The sequence below is a fragment of the Klebsiella sp. RHBSTW-00484 genome, from assembly GCF_013705725.1.
In the GTDB taxonomy this organism is placed as follows: domain Bacteria; phylum Pseudomonadota; class Gammaproteobacteria; order Enterobacterales; family Enterobacteriaceae; genus Klebsiella.
Genome location: NZ_CP055481.1, coordinates 4,809,193 through 4,828,853, shown reverse-complemented (window position 1 = coordinate 4,828,853; position 19,661 = coordinate 4,809,193). Strand labels below are relative to the sequence as shown.

Genomic DNA, 19,661 nt, shown 5'->3' with positions numbered 1-19,661 from the left:
TCAAAAAAAGGGCAGACCACACCCGGCGGGAGAGTCGCCGTGGTGCAGTTGCCCGCAAATGTAGCGTTACTGGTGAACGATGGCCCCCGCGTCTTTTTGAATCGCCGGGCCTTCTTTCACCTGCAGATTAAGCCCTTTGGTCTCCAGCTCGGCATTACGAATGCGCAGGCCGTGGGCGGCTTCGATATTGACGTTGGTAAAATGGAAACCGCTCAGCGGCGCTTCCGGGGTGCCGATAATGTAGGCAGCCGCTTTGCTGGCACCGGTAGAGGTTAAATTCTCAACGGTGATATTGCTGAAGTGCGGGGTTTTGTATTTATCGAACGGCTGCTTTGGATCGCTGTCCGGCGGATAGATCTGCTCGCCGAGGGTAAAGCCGCCCGCCTGTAGCAGCTTATCGACTTCGGCCTGCACAATCGGCGCGGCTTTGTAATAGGCAGAGAAGACCAGCGGGACTTCGACGTTATGCATTTTGGTATTACGATAAACGATGTTTTTCACCTCGCCGCCCTTACCGCGCGGGCTTTTAATGCGGATACCGTACATCGAACCTTCAAAGGTATTATTTTCCACCAGCACGTTGTTCACGCCACCCGCGCTCTCGCTGCCGATGGAGATCCCTCGCCCCTGCTTCAGGGTGTTATTGGCGATATAGATATTATCCACCACGCCTTCCGGGAAGCGCGGATCGGCTTTCTCGGCCTTAATGGCGATATGGTCGTCGTTGCAGTCGATATAGTTATTGGTAATACGGATATTCTGGCTATCGATAGGGTCGATGGCGTCGGTGTTTGGCGCATGCCACGGCGAAAGAATACGTGTGCCGTTGATATCAACATCGTGCGCGTAGCGGGTGACTACGTGGAAGCTGGGTGAATGGGTGAGGGTCACGCCGTCAATCAGCACGTTGCTGGAACGGGTGATGTAAATCAGTCGTGGCCGATCGGTGCCGCCTTTTTTGCCTGTCGCACGGATGTTTTCCCGCCAGCGCTCCCACCACACCGCGCCCTGACCATCGATGGTACCTTCGCCGACGATAGCCACGTTTTGCGCATCAGCAATGCTGATAAACGGCAGCCAGCCATTTTCCGCTTCGGCGTATTTAGTTTTGTCATCGCCACGGTAAGCGGTCACTTCGGTAGAAGCGACTAAAGTCGCGTCTTTCTCCAGCTTGAGCTGAATATTGCTCTTCAGGAACAGCGGGTTGGTCAGAAAGTTACCTTTCGGCACCAGTACCGTCCCGCCTCCGGCGGCGGCGCAGTCATCAATCGCCTTTTGAATCGCGTCGGTATTGAGCGCGATTTGCAGTCGATGGCCTTCAGCGCCGTACTGAGTAATGTTGCAGACTTTATCGGGAAACTTAACCGAGGTGGCGGCCTGCGCGGCCTGCAGCGGCAAAATGCCGACAACGGCAGCAGCCGCCCACAGAGGTAAAGTGCGGGTTGACATAGAATTATCCTTTTATGGTTTATTGTTTTGTAAAACTAGCACCATTGTTTTGATTTTTTGGGTGCGGCGATCACGATTTGCAGTTTGTCGTTATTTTGCCCATAAGCAGCGCTGATGATTTGGGCGGATGCATAGGTAGCAAGCCAGGTGGCTTTGCAATTTCATATCGGGCGCGGTATAAGGAATATCTAATCTGGATGTTTAGATGTCTATACGCCCATGAGGTCAAATGCAAACAACACAACAACAAGGTGGGCAACTCAAGCGCACCATGAAAACCCGTCACCTGATTATGCTGTCGCTGGGTGGCGTTATTGGCACAGGGCTATTTTTTAATACCGGCTACATCATCTCCACCACCGGGGCGGCGGGCACGCTGCTGGCCTATCTGATTGGCGCGCTGGTCGTGTGGCTGGTGATGCAGTGTCTGGGTGAACTCTCGGTGGCGATGCCGGAAACTGGCGCGTTTCACGTCTACGCCGCGCGCTACCTCGGCCCGGCGACGGGGTATACCGTGGCGTGGCTGTACTGGCTAACGTGGACGGTGGCGCTGGGTTCCAGCTTTACCGCCGCCGGATTCTGTATGCAGTACTGGTTCCCGCAGGTGCCGGTATGGATCTGGTGCGTGGTGTTCTGCGTGGTGATTTTCGCCCTCAACGTGATTTCGACCCGCTTCTTTGCCGAAGGTGAATTCTGGTTCTCGCTGGTGAAAGTGGTCACCATCATTGCCTTTATTATCCTCGGCGGCGCGGCGATCTTCGGCTTTATTCCGATGCAGGATGGTTCGCCTGCGCCTGGGCTTTCGAATATTACCGCCGAGGGCTGGTTCCCGCACGGCGGCCTGCCGATCCTGATGACCATGGTGGCGGTGAATTTTGCCTTCTCCGGCACCGAGCTTATCGGCATCGCGGCGGGGGAAACGGAAAATCCGCATAAAGTCATTCCGGTGGCTATTCGCACCACTATCGCCCGACTGATTATCTTTTTTATCGGCACCGTTTTTGTGCTGGCGGCGCTGATCCCAATGCAGCAGGCGGGAGTGGAGAAAAGCCCGTTTGTGCTGGTGTTTGAAAAAGTCGGCATTCCTTACGCGGCGGATATTTTTAACTTTGTGATCCTGACGGCGATTCTGTCGGCGGCCAACTCCGGGCTTTACGCCTCCGGGCGGATGCTGTGGTCGCTGTCCAATGAAAAAACGCTGCCGGCCTGTTTTACTAAATTGACCAAAAACGGCGTACCGCTGACGGCGATTTCGGTGAGCATGCTCGGCGGCGTGCTGGCGCTGTTCTCCAGTGTGATTGCCCCGGACACGGTGTTTGTCGCGCTGTCGGCGATCTCCGGTTTTGCGGTGGTGGCGGTATGGCTGAGCATCTGCGCCTCGCACTTTATGTTCCGCCGTCGCCACATTCAGCAGGGGAAAGCGCTCAGCGAGCTGCACTATCGCGCACCGTGGTATCCGCTGGTGCCGGTGTTGGGATTTGTGCTGTGTCTGGTGGCCTGCGTGGGGCTGGCGTTTGACCCGAGTCAGCGGATTGCGCTGTGGTGCGGGATCCCGTTCGTGGCACTGTGTTATGGTGCGTATTATCTGACTCGTTCACGGAAACTCACCCAGGAGCCTCAACATGTCGCAGAATAATCCGTTAACCGCCATTCTTGACGTACAGCCCTTTGTCCTGCTGGATGGCGCGATGGCGACGGAGCTGGAAGCGCGCGGCTGTAACCTTGCCGACAGCCTGTGGTCGGCGAAAGTGCTGGTCGACAATCCGGACCTTATTCGCGAAGTCCACCTCGACTATTTCCGCGCCGGCGCGCAGGTGGCGATCACTGCCAGCTATCAGGCCACTCCGGCGGGGTTTGCCGCCCGTGGGCTGGACGAAGCTCAGTCGAAAGCGCTGATTGGCAAAAGCGTAGAGCTGGCCCGCAAAGCGCGTGAAGCATATCTTGCCGAAAACCCGCTGGCGGGCACGCTGCTGGTAGCCGGGTCTGTCGGGCCGTACGGCGCATATCTGGCGGATGGTTCGGAGTATCGCGGCGATTATGTCCGCAGCCATGAAGCGTTTCAGGCGTTCCACCGTCCGCGCGTGGAAGCGCTGCTCGACGCCGGAGCTGACCTGTTAGCCTGCGAAACGCTACCGAATTTTACTGAGATTAAGGCGCTGGCTGAGCTGCTGGCGGAATACCCGCGCGCGCGGGCATGGTTCTCGTTTACCCTGCGCGATGCGCAGCATCTCAGCGACGGCACACCGCTGCGCGAAGTCATTGCCGTGCTGGCAGACTACCCGCAGGTGGTGGCGCTGGGAATTAACTGTATCGCGCTGGAAAATACTACTGCCGCGCTGGAGCACCTGCATAGCCTGACGCCGCTGTCGCTGGTGGTTTACCCGAATTCAGGCGAACACTATGACCCGGTAACCAAAACCTGGCACCATCACGGCGAAGCGTGCGCCACGCTGGCGGGATATTTACCCCAGTGGCTGGCGGCGGGCGCGAAGCTGATTGGCGGCTGCTGTCGGACGGCGCCGAAGGATATTGCTGAATTGAACGCGCAGCGCTGAGGATTAACTCCCTCGCCCATTAGGAAGAGGGAGAAAACCGACTTGCCCAGCGCAGAGGAGCGATCCCCTCGCCCCTTTGGGGAGAGGGTTAGGGTGAGGGGAGTATGTGCGGCCTGATGCCCTCACCCCGACCCTCTCCCACAGGGAGAGGGAGAAAACCGACTTGCCCGGCGCAGAGGAGCGATCCCCTCGCCCCTTTGGGGAGAGGGAGCAAGCACTAAAAAAGGCAGCTGAGCTGCCTTTTTGCTTTTACCTTACTTTTACCTAGGATAAAACAAACATCCCGTACGGGTGGATTTCGAGGTAATACTGCTCTCCGGCGTTCGGCTGCAGGCGGGTGGCGTTAATCTGCAATAAGAGCTCCTGCCCGTTCCACTCCACCGTGACCTCATACTGCGGCCCCATATAGGCCACGTGACGAATCACGCAGCGCTGGCTCTCCTCGCCGCGATCGCTCAGGGTAATCGCCTCCGGACGTACGCCGACGGTGCCTTCGCCCTGGACGGCGAAATGCAGCGGTCTTGGCAGCCGATAGCCATAAATATCGACAAAATCCTCGCTGAAGGCGGCCGGGAACAGGTTGGCATCGCCCATAAAGCTCGCCATAAAGCGCGACGCAGGCTGTCGGTAAAGATCCTGCGGCGATCCAATCTGCATGATATGCCCCTTGTTCATCACCAGCACAGTATCGGAAACCGCAAAGGCTTCGCTCTGATCGTGGGTGACGTACAGTGAGGTGATATCAAACTGCTTTTGCAGTTCGCGGATCTTATCGCGCATGCTGCGCCGCAGGTTGGCGTCGAGGTTACTTAGCGGCTCATCAAACAGCAGCACCTTCGGCTTGAGGATCAGCGCGCGCGCCAGCGCCACGCGCTGCTGCTGGCCGCCGGAGATTTGATCGACATAGCGGTCCTCGAATCCTTCCAGATCTACCATCGCCAGCGCTTCTTTCACCCGCGTCTTCACGTCGCTGCGCGACATGCCAAGCATCTTCAGACCGTAGCCGACGTTGTCCCCCAGCGACATATGCGGAAACAGGGCGTAAGACTGAAACACCATGCAGATATCGCGCTGCTGAATAGAGCGATGAGTGACGTCTTCGCCATCAATGAAAATCTGTCCTTCACTCGGTTTTTCCAGCCCGGCGACCAGGCGCAGAATGGTCGTCTTGCCGCAACCGGAAGGGCCGAGCAGGGTCACCATTTGCCCCTGCGGGATAGTGAGATTGATATTGTCGATAACCGTGTTGCTGCCGAATCGCTTGGTGACGTTGCGCAGCTCAACAAAATTTTTCTGACTCATAGTGCGCTCCATTACGCCTGGTTTTTGGCTTTTGAACGGGAGATACGCGCTTCCCCGATCAGCCAGTCAAAGATGAAAATAATCGCCAGCATCACCACGATCAGAATCGAGCCGTAGGCGATCGCCACGCCGTACTCGCCATCTTCCACGCGGTTCAGAATGTAAGCCGTCGCCACGCGGGTATCCGGTGTGACGAGGAACACAATGGCGCTGACGGTGGTAATGGCGCGCACAAAGCTGTAGATCAGCGCCGAGAGGATCGCCGGACGCAGCAGCGGCAGCAGAATATGCGTAATGGTGCGCAGGGAACCGGCGCGCAGGCTGAGCGACGCCTCGTCCAGCGACTTGTCGATCTGCCCCAGACCTGCGATCCCGGCGCGAATACCCACCGGCACGTTACGCATCACCATCGAGATAATCACAATCGCCGCCGTACCGGTGAGGTACACCGGCGCGCTGTTAAAGGCGAGAATATAGGACACGCCCGCCACGGTGCCCGGTACCGCGAAGCACAGCATGGTGGTGAACTCGATGGTCTTTTTGCCTTTAAACTGCTGGCGCACCACGATCCACGCGATCAGTAACCCGAAGGCGGCGGTGATTGGCGCGGCAATCCCGGCGTACAGCAGGGTGTCGAGCAGGGAAGGCCATGCTCCGTCGCTCATTCCCTGGCCGAACAGCTTGATAAAGTTATCCAGCGTCAGGGTGTAATCCACGCCCCAGTTGACGGTGAAGCTGCCGTAGAAAATGCTGCCGTAGAGCAGGGCGTTAAAGGCGATCCATACCGCCAGAATGGCGATCACGCTCCATACCAGGGTGACCGGCAGTGGTTGTACGTCGCCACGGTAGGACTTACCGGAAACGGTGACGTAAGAGCGCTTGCCGATCCACATATACTGAATGCAGAACACCAGCAGCGAGAACAGCAGCAGGAACGCGCCGAGCGTGCTCGCCGCCTGATAATCGAGCTGCGAACCGGTGATGTAGAAGTAGATCTGCGTTGCCAGCACGTCAAAGTTGCCGCCGAGCACCAGCGGGTTACTGAAGTCGGCCAGCGACTGGACGATGACGATTAAAAATGCGTTCGCCAGCGCTGGTTTCAGCAGCGGAACGAAAACGCCGTTAAAGGTCTGCCAGCGGCTGGCACGCAGGGTGTACGACGCCTCCTCCAGCGACGGATGAATGGTCTTAATCGCCCCATCGAGGATCATAAACGCCATCGGGGTAAACGCCAGTACCTGCGCCAGCCAGATGCCGGTAAACCCGTACAGCCAGTTGGTGTTGGTCAGCCCGAACCAGTCGACCATCAATTCGGTAATGTAGCCGGAACGCCCCATCATCAGGGTGACCCCGAGGCCGACGACAAACGGCGGGGTGACGATCGGCAGAATCGAGAAGATGCGGCCAATAATCGCGCTGCGTTTGGCGATGCGGGTGGTGTAGATCGCCAGTACCAGACCAAAGAAGGTGCAGCCAACGCCAACCGCCATCGACAGGGCGATGGAGTTGAGGATCACCTGCACGATATGCGCCTGCGACAGCACGGCCATAAACGCCAGCGGGGCAAATTCGCCCGCGTCGTTAGTGAACATCGGGATGAAAATAGCGATGCTCGGCCAGACGATAAACACGCCAATCAACGCCACGATGGTGACCAGCGAACCAATCACAAAACGGTCGCCGCCCAGCCATTCCAGGCGGGTCAGCGCCAGGGTCATAATCGCGCCCAGCGCCACAAACAGCACGATGGTGGCGTAGCCTAACCCGCGGCCTTCCACGGTGGCGCTGATGACGATAAACGCCATACAGCAGAACGCCCAGCCTGCATCGAGATAATGACGGCTGCGCTGCTCACGCCTGGCTTCCTGCCATGGACGAATCAGCAGCAGGCTCGGCAGCAAATACCACAACCAACTGATGTTGAACTGTGACCAGCCGTAGGCCGCGAGAATTTCATCGCTCGTGGACTCCAGCAGACCGTAATCAAGGCTCCAGCTCGGCAGCAGGGCGAACGCCAGCCAGCCGAACAAAACCCAAAGGAATATCGCATCCCGTTTTTTCACGGGATGGAGTGCAAGTGTGTGTGACATAAGTTTTCCGGTGTTGTGTGTAGGCCCGGTAAGCGTGAGCGCCACCGGGCATTAACCGCAAAATGTGGGCTTATTTACCCATCTTCACTTCGCTAACCCACTTATTGATAAGCTGCTTACGGACTTCGGTAGAACCGTATTTATCCATGTCGTAGTTGATAAGCTTCAGGTCGTCGAGCTTCAGCGAGTTTGGTGAGGTTTCGGCGGCGGTGTTGGTCAGGATCTGATAAGACTTGCCTTTTTTCCACGCCAGCTCCTGGGCCTCTTTTGACAGCGCCCAGTCGACAAACAGTTTGGCGTTGTCGAGGTTGCGTGCGCCCTTCAGGATGCTGATGCCGCCAATTTCATAGCCGGTACCTTCGCACGGAGAGATAAGCTCCAGCGGCGCGCCCTGTTCTTTTTCCAGTGAGTAATCGTGCAGGAAGCCGATACCAATGGCCGTTTCGCCACGGGCGGCGTTACGCGCCGGGGCAATACCGGATTTGGTGTACTGGGAGACGTTAGCGTTGAGCTGCTTCAGGTAATCAAAGGCCTGATCGTCCCCCCACAGCTGGGCGAAGGTAGCCAGCGCGGTGTAGGCGGTACCGGAGCTTTGCGGGTCGGCAATCTGGATTTCGCCTTTATATTCCGGTTTGGTCAGGTCCTTCCAGCATTTGGGCACCGGCAGATTTTTCTCTTTCAGCCGCTGGGTGTTCACGCCAAAGCCGAGAATGCCGACGTAGACCGCCGAAGTGTAGTTGCCTTTCAGCTTCGCCGGATCGCGGAATTGCTCCATCACCTGCTCAAGATTGGGGGACTTATAGGGTTGCAGCAGGCCCATTTCACCGGCCTGGGACTGCGGGTCGAGGGTACCGCCGTACCAGACGTCCGCCTGCGGGTTTTTCTTCTCGGCATCGACCTTCGCCAGCGTGCTGCCGGAGCCGTTGCGAATAAACGAGGTTTTCACATCATATTTTTCGCCGAAGGCTTTAGTTTCAGCTTCACACATTTCGTTGGTGGCGCTGCAGTAGACCACCAGTCGACCTTTGGCCTGTGCTGTGCCGCTTAACGTCGCCAGCGCAATGCCGGAAGCAATCAGGGTAGTGACCAGAGTTTTTTTCATTATTTTATCCTTTGAGCAGGAGAGGTAGTAATGCTCGCCATCAGCAGCGGCATCAGCAATAAACCCATCAGGACTGCGGCGACCGAAAGCAAACTGAACATGCCCGACCAGCCGTAGCGTTCAATGACCAGCGACAGAGGCCAGCCCGCCAGCGCTGCCCCCAGATAGGCGAACAGGCCGAGAAAACCGGTGATTGAACCCGCCGCCGCTTTGTGTCCGCACTCCACCGCCGCGAGGCCAATCAGCATTTGCGGGCCAAAAACGAAGAAGCCCACCGTAAAGAAACAGACCGCCAGCAGCGCGTAGTGATGCACCGGGGCCAGCCAGAGCGCGGCGACGGAAACCATCAGCCCTAGCGTGAACAGCAAAATCATCGGTGCCCGCTGGCCGCTGAACAGCAGATCCGAGCCCCAACCGGCGAACAGCGCGCCGAGCAGGCCGCCCGCTTCGAACAGCATCACCGTGGCGTTGGCGCTGAGCAGATTCACGCCGTGGCTCTCCGTCAGCCAGATGTTGCCCCAGTCGTTAAGCGCGATGCGGATCAGATAGACCAGCACGTAAGAGATGGCCAGCAGCCAGATCATCGGGTTCTTCAGCATCGTAGTGCGTAGCATCTGCCACAGCCCCATCGGTGGGCTTTGCCGTTCCTGACGCAGCTCCAGCGGGTCGTTACGCCAGGTTCCCACTGACGGCAATCCCTCTTCCTGGGGCGTTCCTTTCAGCTGTAGTGTTAACCAGATGCCCAATGCCATGCTGATAATCCCCGGTGCCAGCATCGCCGCCTGCCAGCCCCACCAGTGGGCGGCAAAGGCGCTAATCAGCGGGATAATCGCTCCGCCGATATTGATAGACATATTCCAGCAGCCCCACCAGAAACCGCGTTCGTTGCGCGAATACCAGTGGGTCAGCAGCCGGGCGCAGGGTGGCCATCCCCAACCCTGAAAAAATCCGTTCAGCGTCCAGACCGCCAGCAGCAGCGTCAGCGACTCACCAAAGGCGAACACCACGTTCAACAGGCCGGTGGCGAACAGGCCAACGCCCATAAACCAGCGCTGTCCGTGGCTGTCGTGCCATAGTCCGGCGGTAAACTTCGACAGGCCGTAGGTGAGATAAAACAGCGATCCCAGCAGGCCGATATCGCCTTTATCCAGACCAAGATCCGTTTGCAGCGCTGGCAGCACGTAGTTAACGCTTTTGCGCGTCAGGTAAAACGCGGCATACCCGATGATCATGCACATCAGCAGTTGTGGACGCAGCGTCCGGTATTGTTGATTGATGTCGGTTGCTGAGCGTGCGTGCATAGCCGTCTCCGTTTTGCTGACTATATAACCGTCATACTTCAAGTTGCATGTGCGTTGGCTTTCCTCGCTCACCCCAGTCACTTACCGGAGTAAGCTCCTGGGGATTCCCTGCGTCGCCGCCTTCCTGCAACTCGAATTATTTAGGTTATAGAAAAGTTAACTTGAAAAGGGATGAGAGAAAGTCCGCAGTGACTAAGACTTTTTCCTGGTTAGCAGGTTGTTTGTTGCAAATTTGTGGGCAAGTTAACAATTACTCGCGTGCCGTGACGCGATTCCAGCGTTAGCTCGCCGCCCAGGGCGCTGACGCGTTCGCGCATCCCCTGAATACCAAATCCGGCAATTTTGTCGGCGCTGATACCGACGCCGTTATCCCTGACTTCCAGGCGCAATGACTTTCCCTGCTCAAGCAAGGTAATGGCAACCTCGCTGGCCTCGGCATGCTTGCAGACGTTATTGAGCAACTCCTGCAGCAGCCGATAGAGGGTAAAGCGTACCGTTTCGCTCTCCGGGGTGGCGCTAAGCTGGTAGTCAAAGCGGCAGCGGATGCCGCGCTCGGCAAAGGCAAATTCGTTGAGCAGGTGGTGCAGTGCCTCTTTAAACGACAATTCGTCAAGGGCGGGTGGGCGCAGCTGGCGCAGAAGCTGGCGGGTGGAGTGGTGGATACGGCGGGCGAGATCGTTAATCTGGCTGGCGGCGGCCTGGGTTTGCGCCGGATCGCGCGCCCGTTTCACCAGCTGCGACTGAATTTGAATCGCGGTGATGTTCTGGCCTATTTCGTCGTGCAGCTCGCGCGCCAGATTTTTGCGCGTGTCCTCTTCGGTATGGATCAGCTTTTCGGTCAGCGCCCGTCGCGCCGCCAGCTCCGCTTCCAGCCGCTGGCGGTAGTGGTGCAGGTTTTGCGCCAGGTGCTGCTGGCGGCTGATGGCAATCCCCAGACCGATGCCGAGCAGCGCCTGGGTCGCCAGGAAAATCTCCAGTTCAACCAGATTGTTGAACCCCACACCAACCTGGCGGGCAATGGTGATCATCATGCTGCCCAGCAGGCCGGAGAGCACGCCGCCCTGCCAGCCAAACTTCCACGCCATCACCACGTTTGGCAGAAAGACGACGATCAGCAGCAGGCGTTCAATTTCCGGCGACAACACCATCTGGGTGCCGATACCGATGATAAAAAACAGGCTGCACCAGATAATTAGCGAGGTGCGCAGCGGCGGATTGGTCGTATCCAGCCCCAGCAGATGATAGCGGTGCTGCTGGCGCAGGAATTCAAAAATCAGATAGACAAACGGTGTCAGCAGCACGCCGCCGGTAAACGAGGCCAGGCCGAGCATCATTGCCGGGCTTTTCACAAACGGCGAGAGCAGCGCGGTGTTGAGTAATGCGCTTACGCTGACCGTGGCCAGCAGCAGCGTCAGCCGCTGCCAGTAAAGAGGAAAACGGTGCCAGAACTGTTGCGCCAGACCGGCGGGGAGCAGGCTAATCAGCGGCGCGGCCAGCAAAGTGTAGCCGTTCAGCAACTGTTCGCTGTGCAGCCAGAACAGCATCAGCATGGGGGGCAGCACCAGCGCGGGCCAGTAGCGGCGGGAAAGCAGGATCAGCAGCGCCAGATAGACGCCGTGTGGCAGAAACAGCGCCGCCTGCTGGCCGTTATGGGTCAGGTAAAAACCGAGCGTCCACAGCATCAGCCAGCCGCTACCCCAGGCCAGTACGATGAACAGCGAAATGACCCGGTGGCGAAGGCCGCGCGACATTAATGCCCTGCCAGCAGCTGGTGGTCGAGAGCGAAGTGCACCAGCTCAATCGTGCTCTGGCATTGCAGCTTGCCCAACACGTTGGCGCGATGGACGTGCACCGTCTTGTGGCTGAGGTCGAGCTTAAAGGCTATTTCCTTGACGCTGTCGCCTTTGACCAGTAAATCAAACACTTCGCGTTCACGTGGGGTGAGCACTTCCAGCACCTGCGCCGGTTTTGCGCCGCCGCGCAGCGCCCGTAGCGCATCGGCGCACAGATAATGACCGCCCATCCCGACGGAACGTACCGCCTGCACGAGTTCTTCCGGGCCGCAGCGTTTAGTGAGATAACCGCTGGCCCCGGCATCGAGCGCGCTCTGCACAAAGGTGGGCGCGTCATAAATACTCAGAATAATGGCGCGAAATTGCGGCTTTTGCGCGCGCAGGCGCTTGAGCAGGCTCAGGCCGTTTTCATCCGGCATGGCGATATCCATCACCGCCACGTTGACGTCATCGCGCAATAGCGTTGGCCACGCCTGTGCCGCGCTGCTGAACTGACCAACAACGTTGAGGTCTTCTTCGAAGCTGAGCAACTGTGCAAAACCGGAACGCACCACCACATGGTCATCGACCAGCACCACTCGAATCATGTTTCTACTCTCTTCGCGGATCATGGCCCTATGATGCCTGCCGCCGCTGTGCTGGCAATCGTCGGGGTGTGGATATGCAATGAATGTAACAAAATCGCAATAAAAGCGATGAGATGGTTTTTGTGAAAATTAACTAACCATTGCCGCTTTTTTTCTAAAAACGCTTTGTTCTTAGCAAGAATTTTTAATTACTTCATCAAACGCATCGCGCCGGAAATACTGCATCCATACACATTCATACCCCTAAATAATTCGAGTAGCAGGAAGGCGGCAAACTTGGGCATTCCTGGAGCATAGATAACTATGTGACAGGGAAGAACGAGTGCAGCCAACGCACATGCTACTCGAAGTATGACGGGGATAAGGGAAGCAGACACTATGGCACTCACATCGCGTATCACTCTTATTGCCGCCCTGGCGCTGGCGGCATTCCAGGCGCAGGCGGTTAACGTCACCGTGGCGTATCAGACTTCCGCTGAGCCGGCGAAAGTCGCCCAGGCGGACAACACTTTTGCCAAAGAGAGCGGGGCCACCGTCGACTGGCGCAAGTTTGACAGCGGCGCGAGCATCGTGCGGGCGCTGGCATCCGGTGACGTACAAATCGGCAATCTCGGATCCAGCCCGCTGGCGGTCGCCGCCACCCAGCAGGTACCGATTGAAGTATTCCTGCTGGCTTCAAAGCTCGGTAACTCCGAAGCGCTGGTGGTGAAGAAGAACATCACTAAACCAGAGGACCTGATCGGCAAACGCATCGCCGTACCGTTTATCTCCACGACGCACTACAGCCTGCTGTCGGCGCTGAAGCACTGGGGTATCAAGCCGGGCCAGGTACAGATCCTCAACCTGCAACCGCCAGCGATTATTGCCGCCTGGCAGCGCGGCGATATTGACGGTGCCTACGTCTGGGCTCCGGCGGTCAACGCGCTGGAAAAAGACGGCACGGTGCTGACCGACTCGTCGCAGGTGGGTGAGTGGGGGGCGCCGACGCTGGACGTTTGGGTGGTACGTAAAGATTTTGCCGAAAAGCATCCTGAGATTGTGAAAGCCTTCGCCAAAAGCGCCATTGACGCCCAGCAGCCCTATATCGCCAACCCTGACGAGTGGCTGAAGCAGCCGGAAAACATCAGCAAGCTGGCGCGCTTAAGCGGCGTACCGGAAGCCGATGTGCCGGGGCTGGTGAAAGGCAACACCTACCTGACCGCCGCCCAGCAGGCGCAGGAGCTGAACGGGCCGGTCAATAAAGCCATTATCGATACCGCGAAGTTCCTGAAAGAGCAGGGCAAAGTGCCCGCCGCCGGCAGCGACTACAGCCAGTACGTTACCGACCGTTTTGTGAAGTAAGGAGGTCATGATGCTGCACATCACGCATCTTTCCGCCGACTACGGCGGTAAACCGGCGCTGGCGGATATCAACCTGACGCTGGACAGCGGTGAACTGCTGGTGGTCCTCGGGCCCTCCGGCTGCGGTAAAACCACCCTGCTGAACCTGATTGCCGGATTCGTGCCTTATCAGCACGGCAGCATCACCCTTGAAGGAACGCGGGTTGAAGGGCCGGGGGCCGATCGCGGCGTGGTATTTCAGCACGAAGGGCTGCTGCCGTGGCGCAACGTGCAGGATAACGTCGCGCTCGGATTGCAGCTAGCGGGCGTCGACAAAACGCAGCGCCGGGCAACCGCCGCGCAGATGCTGAAAAAAGTGGGCCTTGAAGGGGCGGAAAAGCGCTTTATCTGGCAACTCTCCGGCGGTCAGCGGCAGCGGGTAGGGATTGCCCGCGCGCTGGCGGCCAACCCGCAGCTGCTGCTTCTTGATGAACCGTTTGGCGCGCTGGATGCTTTCACCCGCGAGCAAATGCAAACCCTGCTGCTCAATCTGTGGCATGAGAGCGGTAAGAAGGTGCTGCTGATTACCCACGATATCGAAGAGGCGGTGTTTATGGCCACCGAGCTGGTGCTGCTTTCGCCGGGGCCAGGGCGCGTTCTTGAACGTCTGCCGCTCGATTTTGGCCGCCGCTTTGTCGCCGGGGAATCCTGCCGCAGCATCAAATCGGACCCGAAATTTATCGAACAACGCGAATACGTCCTCAGCCGGGTATTTGAGCAACGGGAGGCTTTCTCATGAGCGTAGTCATTAATGACAAACCGCGTCAGCGGGCGCTGAAGTGGCGCTGGCCGTTCTCGCGTCAGTTCACCCTGAGCGTGGCGACCCTGGCGGTGCTGCTGGTTATCTGGTGGGCCGTCGCTGCCCTACAGCTGATTAGCCCGCTATTTTTGCCGCCGCCGGGGCAGGTATTGCAGAAGCTGATATCCATCGCCGGGCCGCAGGGCTTTATGGATGCCACCCTCTGGCAGCATCTGGCAGCAAGCCTGACGCGTATCGTGATCGCGCTGCTGGCAGCGGTGCTGATCGGCGTACCGGTAGGGATCGCCATGGGGCTGAGCCCAACGGTGCGTGGGATCCTCGACCCGCTGATCGAGCTTTATCGCCCGGTGCCGCCGCTGGCTTATTTACCGCTGATGGTTATCTGGTTTGGCATCGGCGAGACATCAAAGATCCTGCTGATCTACCTGGCGATATTCGCGCCGGTGGCGATGTCGGCGCTGGCGGGCGTCAAAAGCGCCCAGCAGGTACGCATTCGCGCCGCGCAATCTTTAGGCGCCAGTAAAGCGCAGGTGCTGTGGCTGGTGATCCTGCCCGGCGCGCTGCCGGAAATTCTTACCGGACTGCGCATCGGGCTTGGCGTCGGCTGGTCAACGCTGGTGGCCGCAGAGCTGATTGCCGCTACCCGCGGCTTAGGTTTTATGGTGCAGTCCGCCGGTGAATTCCTCGCCACCGATGTGGTGCTGGCCGGGATCGCGGTGATTGCGATCATCGCCTTTTTACTGGAACTGGGCCTGCGCGCGCTGCAGCGTCGCCTGACCCCCTGGCATGGAGAAGTACAATGAGTGAACGTTTAAGCATTACCCCGCTGGGGCCATACATTGGCGCACAGGTATCCGGCGTCGACATTACCCGCCCGCTGAGCGACAACCAGTTCGAGCAGCTGTATCACGCGGTGCTGCGCCATCAGGTGGTGTTCCTGCGCGAGCAGAATATTACCCCCGAACAGCAGCGCAATCTCGCCCTGCGCTTTGGTGACCTGCATATTCATCCGGTCTATCCACATGCTCCCGGCGTTGATGAAATTATCGTTCTTGATACCCACGACGATAATCCGCCGGATAACGATAACTGGCACACTGACGTTACCTTTATTGAAACGCCGCCCGCCGGGGCGATTCTGGCGGCAAAAGAGCTGCCGTCTACCGGCGGCGATACCCTGTGGACCAACGGCATTGCCGCGTACGAGGCGCTCTCTGAGCCATTTCGTCAGCTGCTGAGCGGCCTGCGCGCGGAGCATGATTTCCGTAAATCGTTCCAGGAGTATAAATATCGTAAAACCGAAGAGGAGCATCAGCGCTGGCTGGAGGCGGTGGCGAAAAATCCACCGCTGCTGCATCCGGTAGTGCGTACTCATCCGGTAACCGGGAAACAGGCGCTGTTTGTGAATGAAGGGTTTACGACCCGCATCGTTGACGTGACGGAGAAAGAGAGCGAGGCGCTGCTGAGCTTCCTGTTTGCCCACGTCACCAAACCGGACTTCCAGGTGCGCTGGCGCTGGCAGCCTAACGACGTGGCGATTTGGGATAACCGCGTCACCCAGCATTACGCTAACGCCGATTACCTGCCGCAGCGGCGCATTATGCACCGCGCAACGATTCTCGGAGATAAGCCGTATTACCGGGCGGGGTAATCTCTGCGCCGGGCAAGTCGGTTTTCTCCCTCTCCCTTTGGGAGAGGGTCGGGGTGAGGGCATCAGGCCGCACATATTCCCCTCACCCTAACCCTCTCCCCAAAGGGGCGAGGGGATCAATCCTCTGCACCGGGTAGGTTGTTTTCAGCGAGTTATGCCGATTTTTGCGCATCCAGATGCACGCCAATATAGCGCTGATAGCGGTTCGCCTTCAGATAGGTCAAATCCACCAGCACCAGACCATCCACGCAGTTATTGAAATCCGGGTCGCTGCCGAAATCGATAAACTGTACGCCGCCCGGTTCGCAGACTTCCGAATATTGCTTATACAGCGGTGGGATCGCGCAGCCGAGATTGCCGAGCAGGGACTTCAGTCGGGCCAGGTCGTCGTTATAATCTTCACCGGCAAACTGTGCCAGCACATCGGGCAGTGAGGCGGGGTAGGGGCGACGAGACTCCGCCAGCGGATGGGTTGCCGGGAACCACAGGCGGTAAAACGCCACCAGCAGATCCCGCGCGGCAGGCGGCAAGCCGCCAGAAATCGACACCGGACCGAACAGATAGCGGTAGTGCGGATAGCGTGCCAGATACGCGCCGATGCCGGACCACAAATAGTCCAGGCCACGACGACCCCAGTAGCGCGGCTGGATAAAGCTGCGCCCCAGCTCAATGCCGTGCTGAAGAATATCGTCCATGCGTTCGTCGTAATGGAACAGGCTGGAGCTGTAAATCCCTTCCAGCCCGCGTTTTTCCAGCTGCATGGCGGTCGGCATAAAGCGGTATGCACCGACGATCTCAAGGTCTTCTTCATCCCACAAAATCAGGTGCAGATAGTCATCGTCGTAACCGTCTACGTCGCGACGTTTACCGCTACCTTCACCGACCGCGCGAAAGGCAATTTCCCGCAGACGCCCCAGCTCGCGCAGCACCGGCGCGTCTTCCTGACCGTGGCGCTGCCAGAGATAAATGATTTTGCCATCCGCCGTGCGTCCCAGCGTTTCGGCCTTACTTAGTTCACGCTTGAGCAGGGCCCGGGCTTCGGGACGAGCGATAGTGCTTTCGGTTTTAAAGATCCCCGGCAGCCCTTTTCCGAGTTGTTCCAGATGACGGTAGCAGCGTTCGGTGAGCTCGCGAGAAGAGGCCTGCGGGTCGAACCAGGCTGACCAGGCAATCTGTTGCCCAATATTGACCGGTAGGCTGCTGTTGCGGCGGCGGAACATTTGCTGCATCAACAGGAGCAGCGGGAGATTTGCCGACACTAGGGTGCTGGCGTAAAACAGCGCGCTGTTGTGCGCGCGTATCCACGCCGGGAGCAGCGGGGCGCGGTATTTGGCCGCTAGTTTAATAAATCCAGAGTGCCACTTTTTATCGCGGATGCCGCGACGGGTCAGGCGTGAAACTTCGCCTGCCGGGAAGAAAATCAGCACGCCGCCGTTTTGCAACTGCTGGTCCATTTGCTGTAGCGCCGCTTTGGCGGTGCGGCCATTAATATTATCGACCGGAATAAACAGCGAACTCATCGGTTCGAGATGGTTAAGCATGCGGTTGGTAACCACTTTGACATCGCGGCGTACCCGGGAGACGGCGTAGAGCAGCGCCAGGCCGTCGAGCGTGCCGGTGGGGTGGTTGGCGATAATGACCAGCGGGCCATGTTCGGGGATTTTTTCGAGATCGTGCGCCGGGATAGCGCAGCGGATATTGAGATGTTCGAGCACCTGTTCGACCGTATCCAGTCCTTTCAGGTGGTGGTGACGTGCGGCAAACTGTTGAAACTCTTCCTCATGCAGGAGCTTTTTCAGCACCTTTTTCTGCCAGGGGGCTGGCCTCGCCTGAGGCCACAGGTCATCGAGTACATTGTCGAGACTAAACATGGTGGCACCTCCTCCGTCCTGCCCAGACAGTAGAAGGCGCAGATGTCGCTCAGATTACAGTTGAGTGAAGATTTTGGGGGGGCGAGCTGCGGGGGCAGGAGCAGGTAGCCCGGACAGGCGCGCAGCGCCGCCTCCGGGAAGGCTATATGTGAAAAAGTTGCGAGCGCTTTTCCAGATTGATGTCCAGTTAATTGCCTTCTAACCTCACCCTCTTTTATCCTGGTGGAACAGGCAAAAAATCTTTGGCAGGGGGCATCCGATGGTCGATTATCGTCGTCATTACATTAATGGAGGGACTTGGTTTTTCACCGTCAATTTACGCGACAGAGAGAGTCGGTTTCTGGTTCATCGTATTGATGCATTACGCCAGGCGGTGGCAATAGTCCGCAAACAGAAACCTTTTCATATTGATGCCTGGGTTGTGCTCCCCGAACACCTTCATTGCGTCTGGACCTTACCTGGCAACGACAGCGATTTTCCATCGCGCTGGCGATCAATTAAAAAGCATTTTTCAGGTTTAACAGGCGCGCAAAGCGTGTGGCAACCAAGGTATTGGGAACACGCCATTCGTAACCAAGAGGACTATCGTAGCCATGTTGATTACATTTATATCAATCCGGTTAAGCACGGGTGGGTAAGGCAGGTACGGGATTGGCCCTATTCAACCTTTCATCGCGATGTAAGTCGTAGTTTGTATCCTGTTGATTGGGGTGGGGAGGTGAAGGAATTATTATGCGGAGAGCGTCGTTAAGGTGACTTTCCCGGAGGCGGCGCGTTGCGCCTGTCCGGGCTACCAACCCACAGAAAACTGTGAGCCCGTAGCCCGGGGACCTGAATTAACGCAGGATTTTCTTTTCGGCCAGATCGAGGGCGAAGTAGCTGAAGATCAGATCCGCGCCGGCGCGTTTGATGGCGCCGAGGCTTTCCAGTACCACTTTCTCTTCGTCGATAGCACCGGCCTGGGCAGCGAATTTAATCATCGCGTATTCGCCGCTTACCTGATAGGCACCCAGTGGCAGGTTGGTGCGCTCGCGCAGGTCGCGCAGGATATCGAGGTATGGACCGGCCGGTTTGACCATCAGGCAGTCGGCGCCCTGGGCTTCGTCTAGCAGCGACTCGCGAATCGCTTCGCGGCGGTTCATCGGGCTCATCTGATAGGTTTTACGGTCGCCTTTTAGCGCGGTACCCGCGGCTTCACGGAACGGGCCGTAGAATGATGAGGCGAACTTGGTGGAGTAGGACATAATCGCCGTATTGGTGAATCCAGCGGCGTCCAGCGCCTGGCGAATGGCCTGCACCTGACCGTCCATCGCGGCGGAAGGAGCGATAAAATCCGCGCCTGCGGCAGCGGCTACCACCGCCTGCTTACCGAGGTTGATAAGGGTCAAATCGTTATCGACACCGTGATCGCACAGTACGCCACAGTGACCGTGCGAGGTGTACTCGCAAAAGCAGGTATCGGACATCACGATCATCTCCGGCACCGCTTGTTTGCAGATGCGGGACATGCGCGCTACCAGGCCATTTTCGTTCCAGGCATCGCTGCCGGTGGCGTCGGTGTGGTGGGAAATCCCGAAGGTCATCACCGAACGGATACCGGCGTTGGCAATACGCTCAATCTCGCGCGCCAGATGCTTTTCCGGTATACGCATCACGCCGGGCATGGCTTCGATGGCTTTGTAATCGTCGATTTCTTCTTCAACAAAGATCGGCAACACCAGGTCGTTCAAACTCAGTGTTGTCTCTTCAAACATGGCACGTAGCGAAGCGGACTTGCGCAGGCGGCGTGGGCGAGTGATTAAATCTGTCATGGTTTGCCT

16 protein-coding genes are annotated in these 19,661 nt (G+C 57.9%); 7 read left to right on the top strand and 9 right to left on the bottom strand.

Annotated elements, in window-relative coordinates:
• Positions 1-66: 66 nt before the first annotated feature.
• Positions 67-1,449, bottom strand: a complete 1,383-nt coding sequence (locus HV213_RS22745; protein ID WP_181483410.1) for a glycoside hydrolase family 28 protein — start codon at positions 1,447-1,449, stop codon at positions 67-69.
• A 229-nt stretch (positions 1,450-1,678) separates the two neighbouring features.
• On the opposite strand from HV213_RS22745, the gene mmuP reads away from it, so the two are divergent.
• Positions 1,679-3,085 carry an S-methylmethionine permease gene (mmuP, locus tag HV213_RS22740; protein ID WP_181483409.1) on the top strand — a complete coding sequence of 469 codons (1,407 nt, stop codon included), beginning with the start codon at positions 1,679-1,681 and terminating at the stop codon, positions 3,083-3,085.
• The gene (gene mmuM / locus HV213_RS22735; RefSeq protein ID WP_181483408.1) at positions 3,072-4,004 is read left to right on the top strand and encodes a homocysteine S-methyltransferase; all 933 of its coding nucleotides are present in this window, start codon (positions 3,072-3,074) and stop codon (positions 4,002-4,004) included. Before mmuP ends, mmuM begins: the two co-directional genes overlap by 14 nt.
• Positions 4,005-4,268: 264 nt before the next feature.
• Here mmuM and fbpC read toward each other — a convergent pair whose 3' ends face one another.
• From fbpC to HV213_RS22705, 6 genes are all read right to left on the bottom strand, one after another.
• Positions 4,269-5,306, bottom strand: a complete 1,038-nt coding sequence (fbpC, locus tag HV213_RS22730; protein WP_181483407.1) for a ferric ABC transporter ATP-binding protein — start codon at positions 5,304-5,306, stop codon at positions 4,269-4,271.
• 11 nt (positions 5,307-5,317) lie between these two features.
• Entirely contained in the window at positions 5,318-7,396 is a 2,079-nt protein-coding gene (locus HV213_RS22725; protein ID WP_181483406.1) for an ABC transporter permease, read from the bottom strand.
• 70 nt (positions 7,397-7,466) lie between these two features.
• Positions 7,467-8,498, bottom strand: a complete 1,032-nt coding sequence (locus tag HV213_RS22720) for an ABC transporter substrate-binding protein (RefSeq protein ID WP_181483405.1) — start codon at positions 8,496-8,498, stop codon at positions 7,467-7,469.
• A complete protein-coding gene (uhpC, locus tag HV213_RS22715; RefSeq protein WP_181483404.1) occupies positions 8,498-9,799 on the bottom strand; it encodes an MFS transporter family glucose-6-phosphate receptor UhpC in 1,302 nt (433 codons plus the stop codon). Before uhpC ends, HV213_RS22720 begins: the two co-directional genes overlap by 1 nt.
• 209 nt (positions 9,800-10,008) lie before the next feature.
• Positions 10,009-11,550, bottom strand: a complete 1,542-nt coding sequence (locus tag HV213_RS22710; protein ID WP_181483403.1) for an MASE1 domain-containing sensor histidine kinase — start codon at positions 11,548-11,550, stop codon at positions 10,009-10,011.
• Positions 11,550-12,179 carry a response regulator transcription factor gene (locus HV213_RS22705; RefSeq protein WP_181483402.1) on the bottom strand — a complete coding sequence of 210 codons (630 nt, stop codon included), beginning with the start codon at positions 12,177-12,179 and terminating at the stop codon, positions 11,550-11,552. The genes HV213_RS22710 and HV213_RS22705 overlap by 1 nt, the downstream gene beginning before the upstream one ends.
• A 378-nt stretch (positions 12,180-12,557) precedes the next feature.
• Here HV213_RS22705 and tauA point away from each other — a divergent pair, with 378 nt between their 5' ends.
• Genes tauA through tauD form a run of 4 tightly spaced genes read left to right on the top strand, consistent with a single transcriptional unit; the run spans position 12,558 to position 15,970 of the window.
• Positions 12,558-13,520, top strand: a complete 963-nt coding sequence (tauA, locus tag HV213_RS22700) for a taurine ABC transporter substrate-binding protein (RefSeq protein ID WP_181483401.1) — start codon at positions 12,558-12,560, stop codon at positions 13,518-13,520.
• A gap of 10 nt (positions 13,521-13,530) precedes the next feature.
• On the top strand, positions 13,531-14,298 hold the full coding sequence (gene tauB, locus HV213_RS22695; protein WP_181486484.1) for a taurine ABC transporter ATP-binding subunit: 768 nt from the start codon (positions 13,531-13,533) through the stop codon (positions 14,296-14,298).
• Complete coding sequence (gene tauC / locus HV213_RS22690) at positions 14,295-15,122, top strand: taurine ABC transporter permease TauC (RefSeq protein WP_181483400.1); 828 nt, start codon at positions 14,295-14,297, stop codon at positions 15,120-15,122. The genes tauB and tauC overlap by 4 nt, the downstream gene beginning before the upstream one ends.
• Positions 15,119-15,970 (top strand): taurine dioxygenase, encoded by an 852-nt coding sequence (gene tauD / locus HV213_RS22685; RefSeq protein ID WP_181483399.1) that lies wholly within the window; start codon positions 15,119-15,121, stop codon positions 15,968-15,970. The genes tauC and tauD overlap by 4 nt, the downstream gene beginning before the upstream one ends.
• Positions 15,971-16,122: 152 nt before the next feature.
• Here tauD and HV213_RS22680 read toward each other — a convergent pair whose 3' ends face one another.
• Positions 16,123-17,841: a bifunctional ornithine lipid synthase OlsF gene (locus tag HV213_RS22680; protein WP_181483398.1), complete on the bottom strand. Its 1,719-nt coding sequence runs from the start codon at positions 17,839-17,841 to the stop codon at positions 16,123-16,125.
• A 259-nt stretch (positions 17,842-18,100) separates the two neighbouring features.
• On the opposite strand from HV213_RS22680, the gene HV213_RS22675 reads away from it, so the two are divergent.
• The gene (locus tag HV213_RS22675; protein WP_181483397.1) at positions 18,101-18,592 is read left to right on the top strand and encodes an REP-associated tyrosine transposase; all 492 of its coding nucleotides are present in this window, start codon (positions 18,101-18,103) and stop codon (positions 18,590-18,592) included.
• 85 nt (positions 18,593-18,677) lie between these two features.
• Here HV213_RS22675 and hemB read toward each other — a convergent pair whose 3' ends face one another.
• The gene (gene hemB / locus HV213_RS22670; protein ID WP_181483396.1) at positions 18,678-19,652 is read right to left on the bottom strand and encodes a porphobilinogen synthase; all 975 of its coding nucleotides are present in this window, start codon (positions 19,650-19,652) and stop codon (positions 18,678-18,680) included.
• Positions 19,653-19,661: the final 9 nt, after the last annotated feature.

Coding starts and splice junctions, on each gene's coding strand:
- HV213_RS22710 (WP_181483403.1), bottom strand. CDS start 11,550: ATGTCGCGCGGCCTTCGCCACCGGGTCATTTCGCTGTTCATCGTACTG.
- HV213_RS22675 (WP_181483397.1), top strand. CDS start 18,101: ATGGTCGATTATCGTCGTCATTACATTAATGGAGGGACTTGGTTTTTC.
- hemB (WP_181483396.1), bottom strand. CDS start 19,652: ATGACAGATTTAATCACTCGCCCACGCCGCCTGCGCAAGTCCGCTTCG.
- mmuP (WP_181483409.1), top strand. CDS start 1,679: ATGCAAACAACACAACAACAAGGTGGGCAACTCAAGCGCACCATGAAA.
- HV213_RS22720 (WP_181483405.1), bottom strand. CDS start 8,498: ATGAAAAAAACTCTGGTCACTACCCTGATTGCTTCCGGCATTGCGCTG.
- mmuM (WP_181483408.1), top strand. CDS start 3,072: ATGTCGCAGAATAATCCGTTAACCGCCATTCTTGACGTACAGCCCTTT.
- tauD (WP_181483399.1), top strand. CDS start 15,119: ATGAGTGAACGTTTAAGCATTACCCCGCTGGGGCCATACATTGGCGCA.
- HV213_RS22680 (WP_181483398.1), bottom strand. CDS start 17,841: ATGTTTAGTCTCGACAATGTACTCGATGACCTGTGGCCTCAGGCGAGG.
- HV213_RS22725 (WP_181483406.1), bottom strand. CDS start 7,396: ATGTCACACACACTTGCACTCCATCCCGTGAAAAAACGGGATGCGATA.
- HV213_RS22705 (WP_181483402.1), bottom strand. CDS start 12,179: ATGATTCGAGTGGTGCTGGTCGATGACCATGTGGTGGTGCGTTCCGGT.
- tauA (WP_181483401.1), top strand. CDS start 12,558: ATGGCACTCACATCGCGTATCACTCTTATTGCCGCCCTGGCGCTGGCG.
- fbpC (WP_181483407.1), bottom strand. CDS start 5,306: ATGAGTCAGAAAAATTTTGTTGAGCTGCGCAACGTCACCAAGCGATTC.
- tauC (WP_181483400.1), top strand. CDS start 14,295: ATGAGCGTAGTCATTAATGACAAACCGCGTCAGCGGGCGCTGAAGTGG.
- tauB (WP_181486484.1), top strand. CDS start 13,531: ATGCTGCACATCACGCATCTTTCCGCCGACTACGGCGGTAAACCGGCG.
- HV213_RS22745 (WP_181483410.1), bottom strand. CDS start 1,449: ATGTCAACCCGCACTTTACCTCTGTGGGCGGCTGCTGCCGTTGTCGGC.
- uhpC (WP_181483404.1), bottom strand. CDS start 9,799: ATGCACGCACGCTCAGCAACCGACATCAATCAACAATACCGGACGCTG.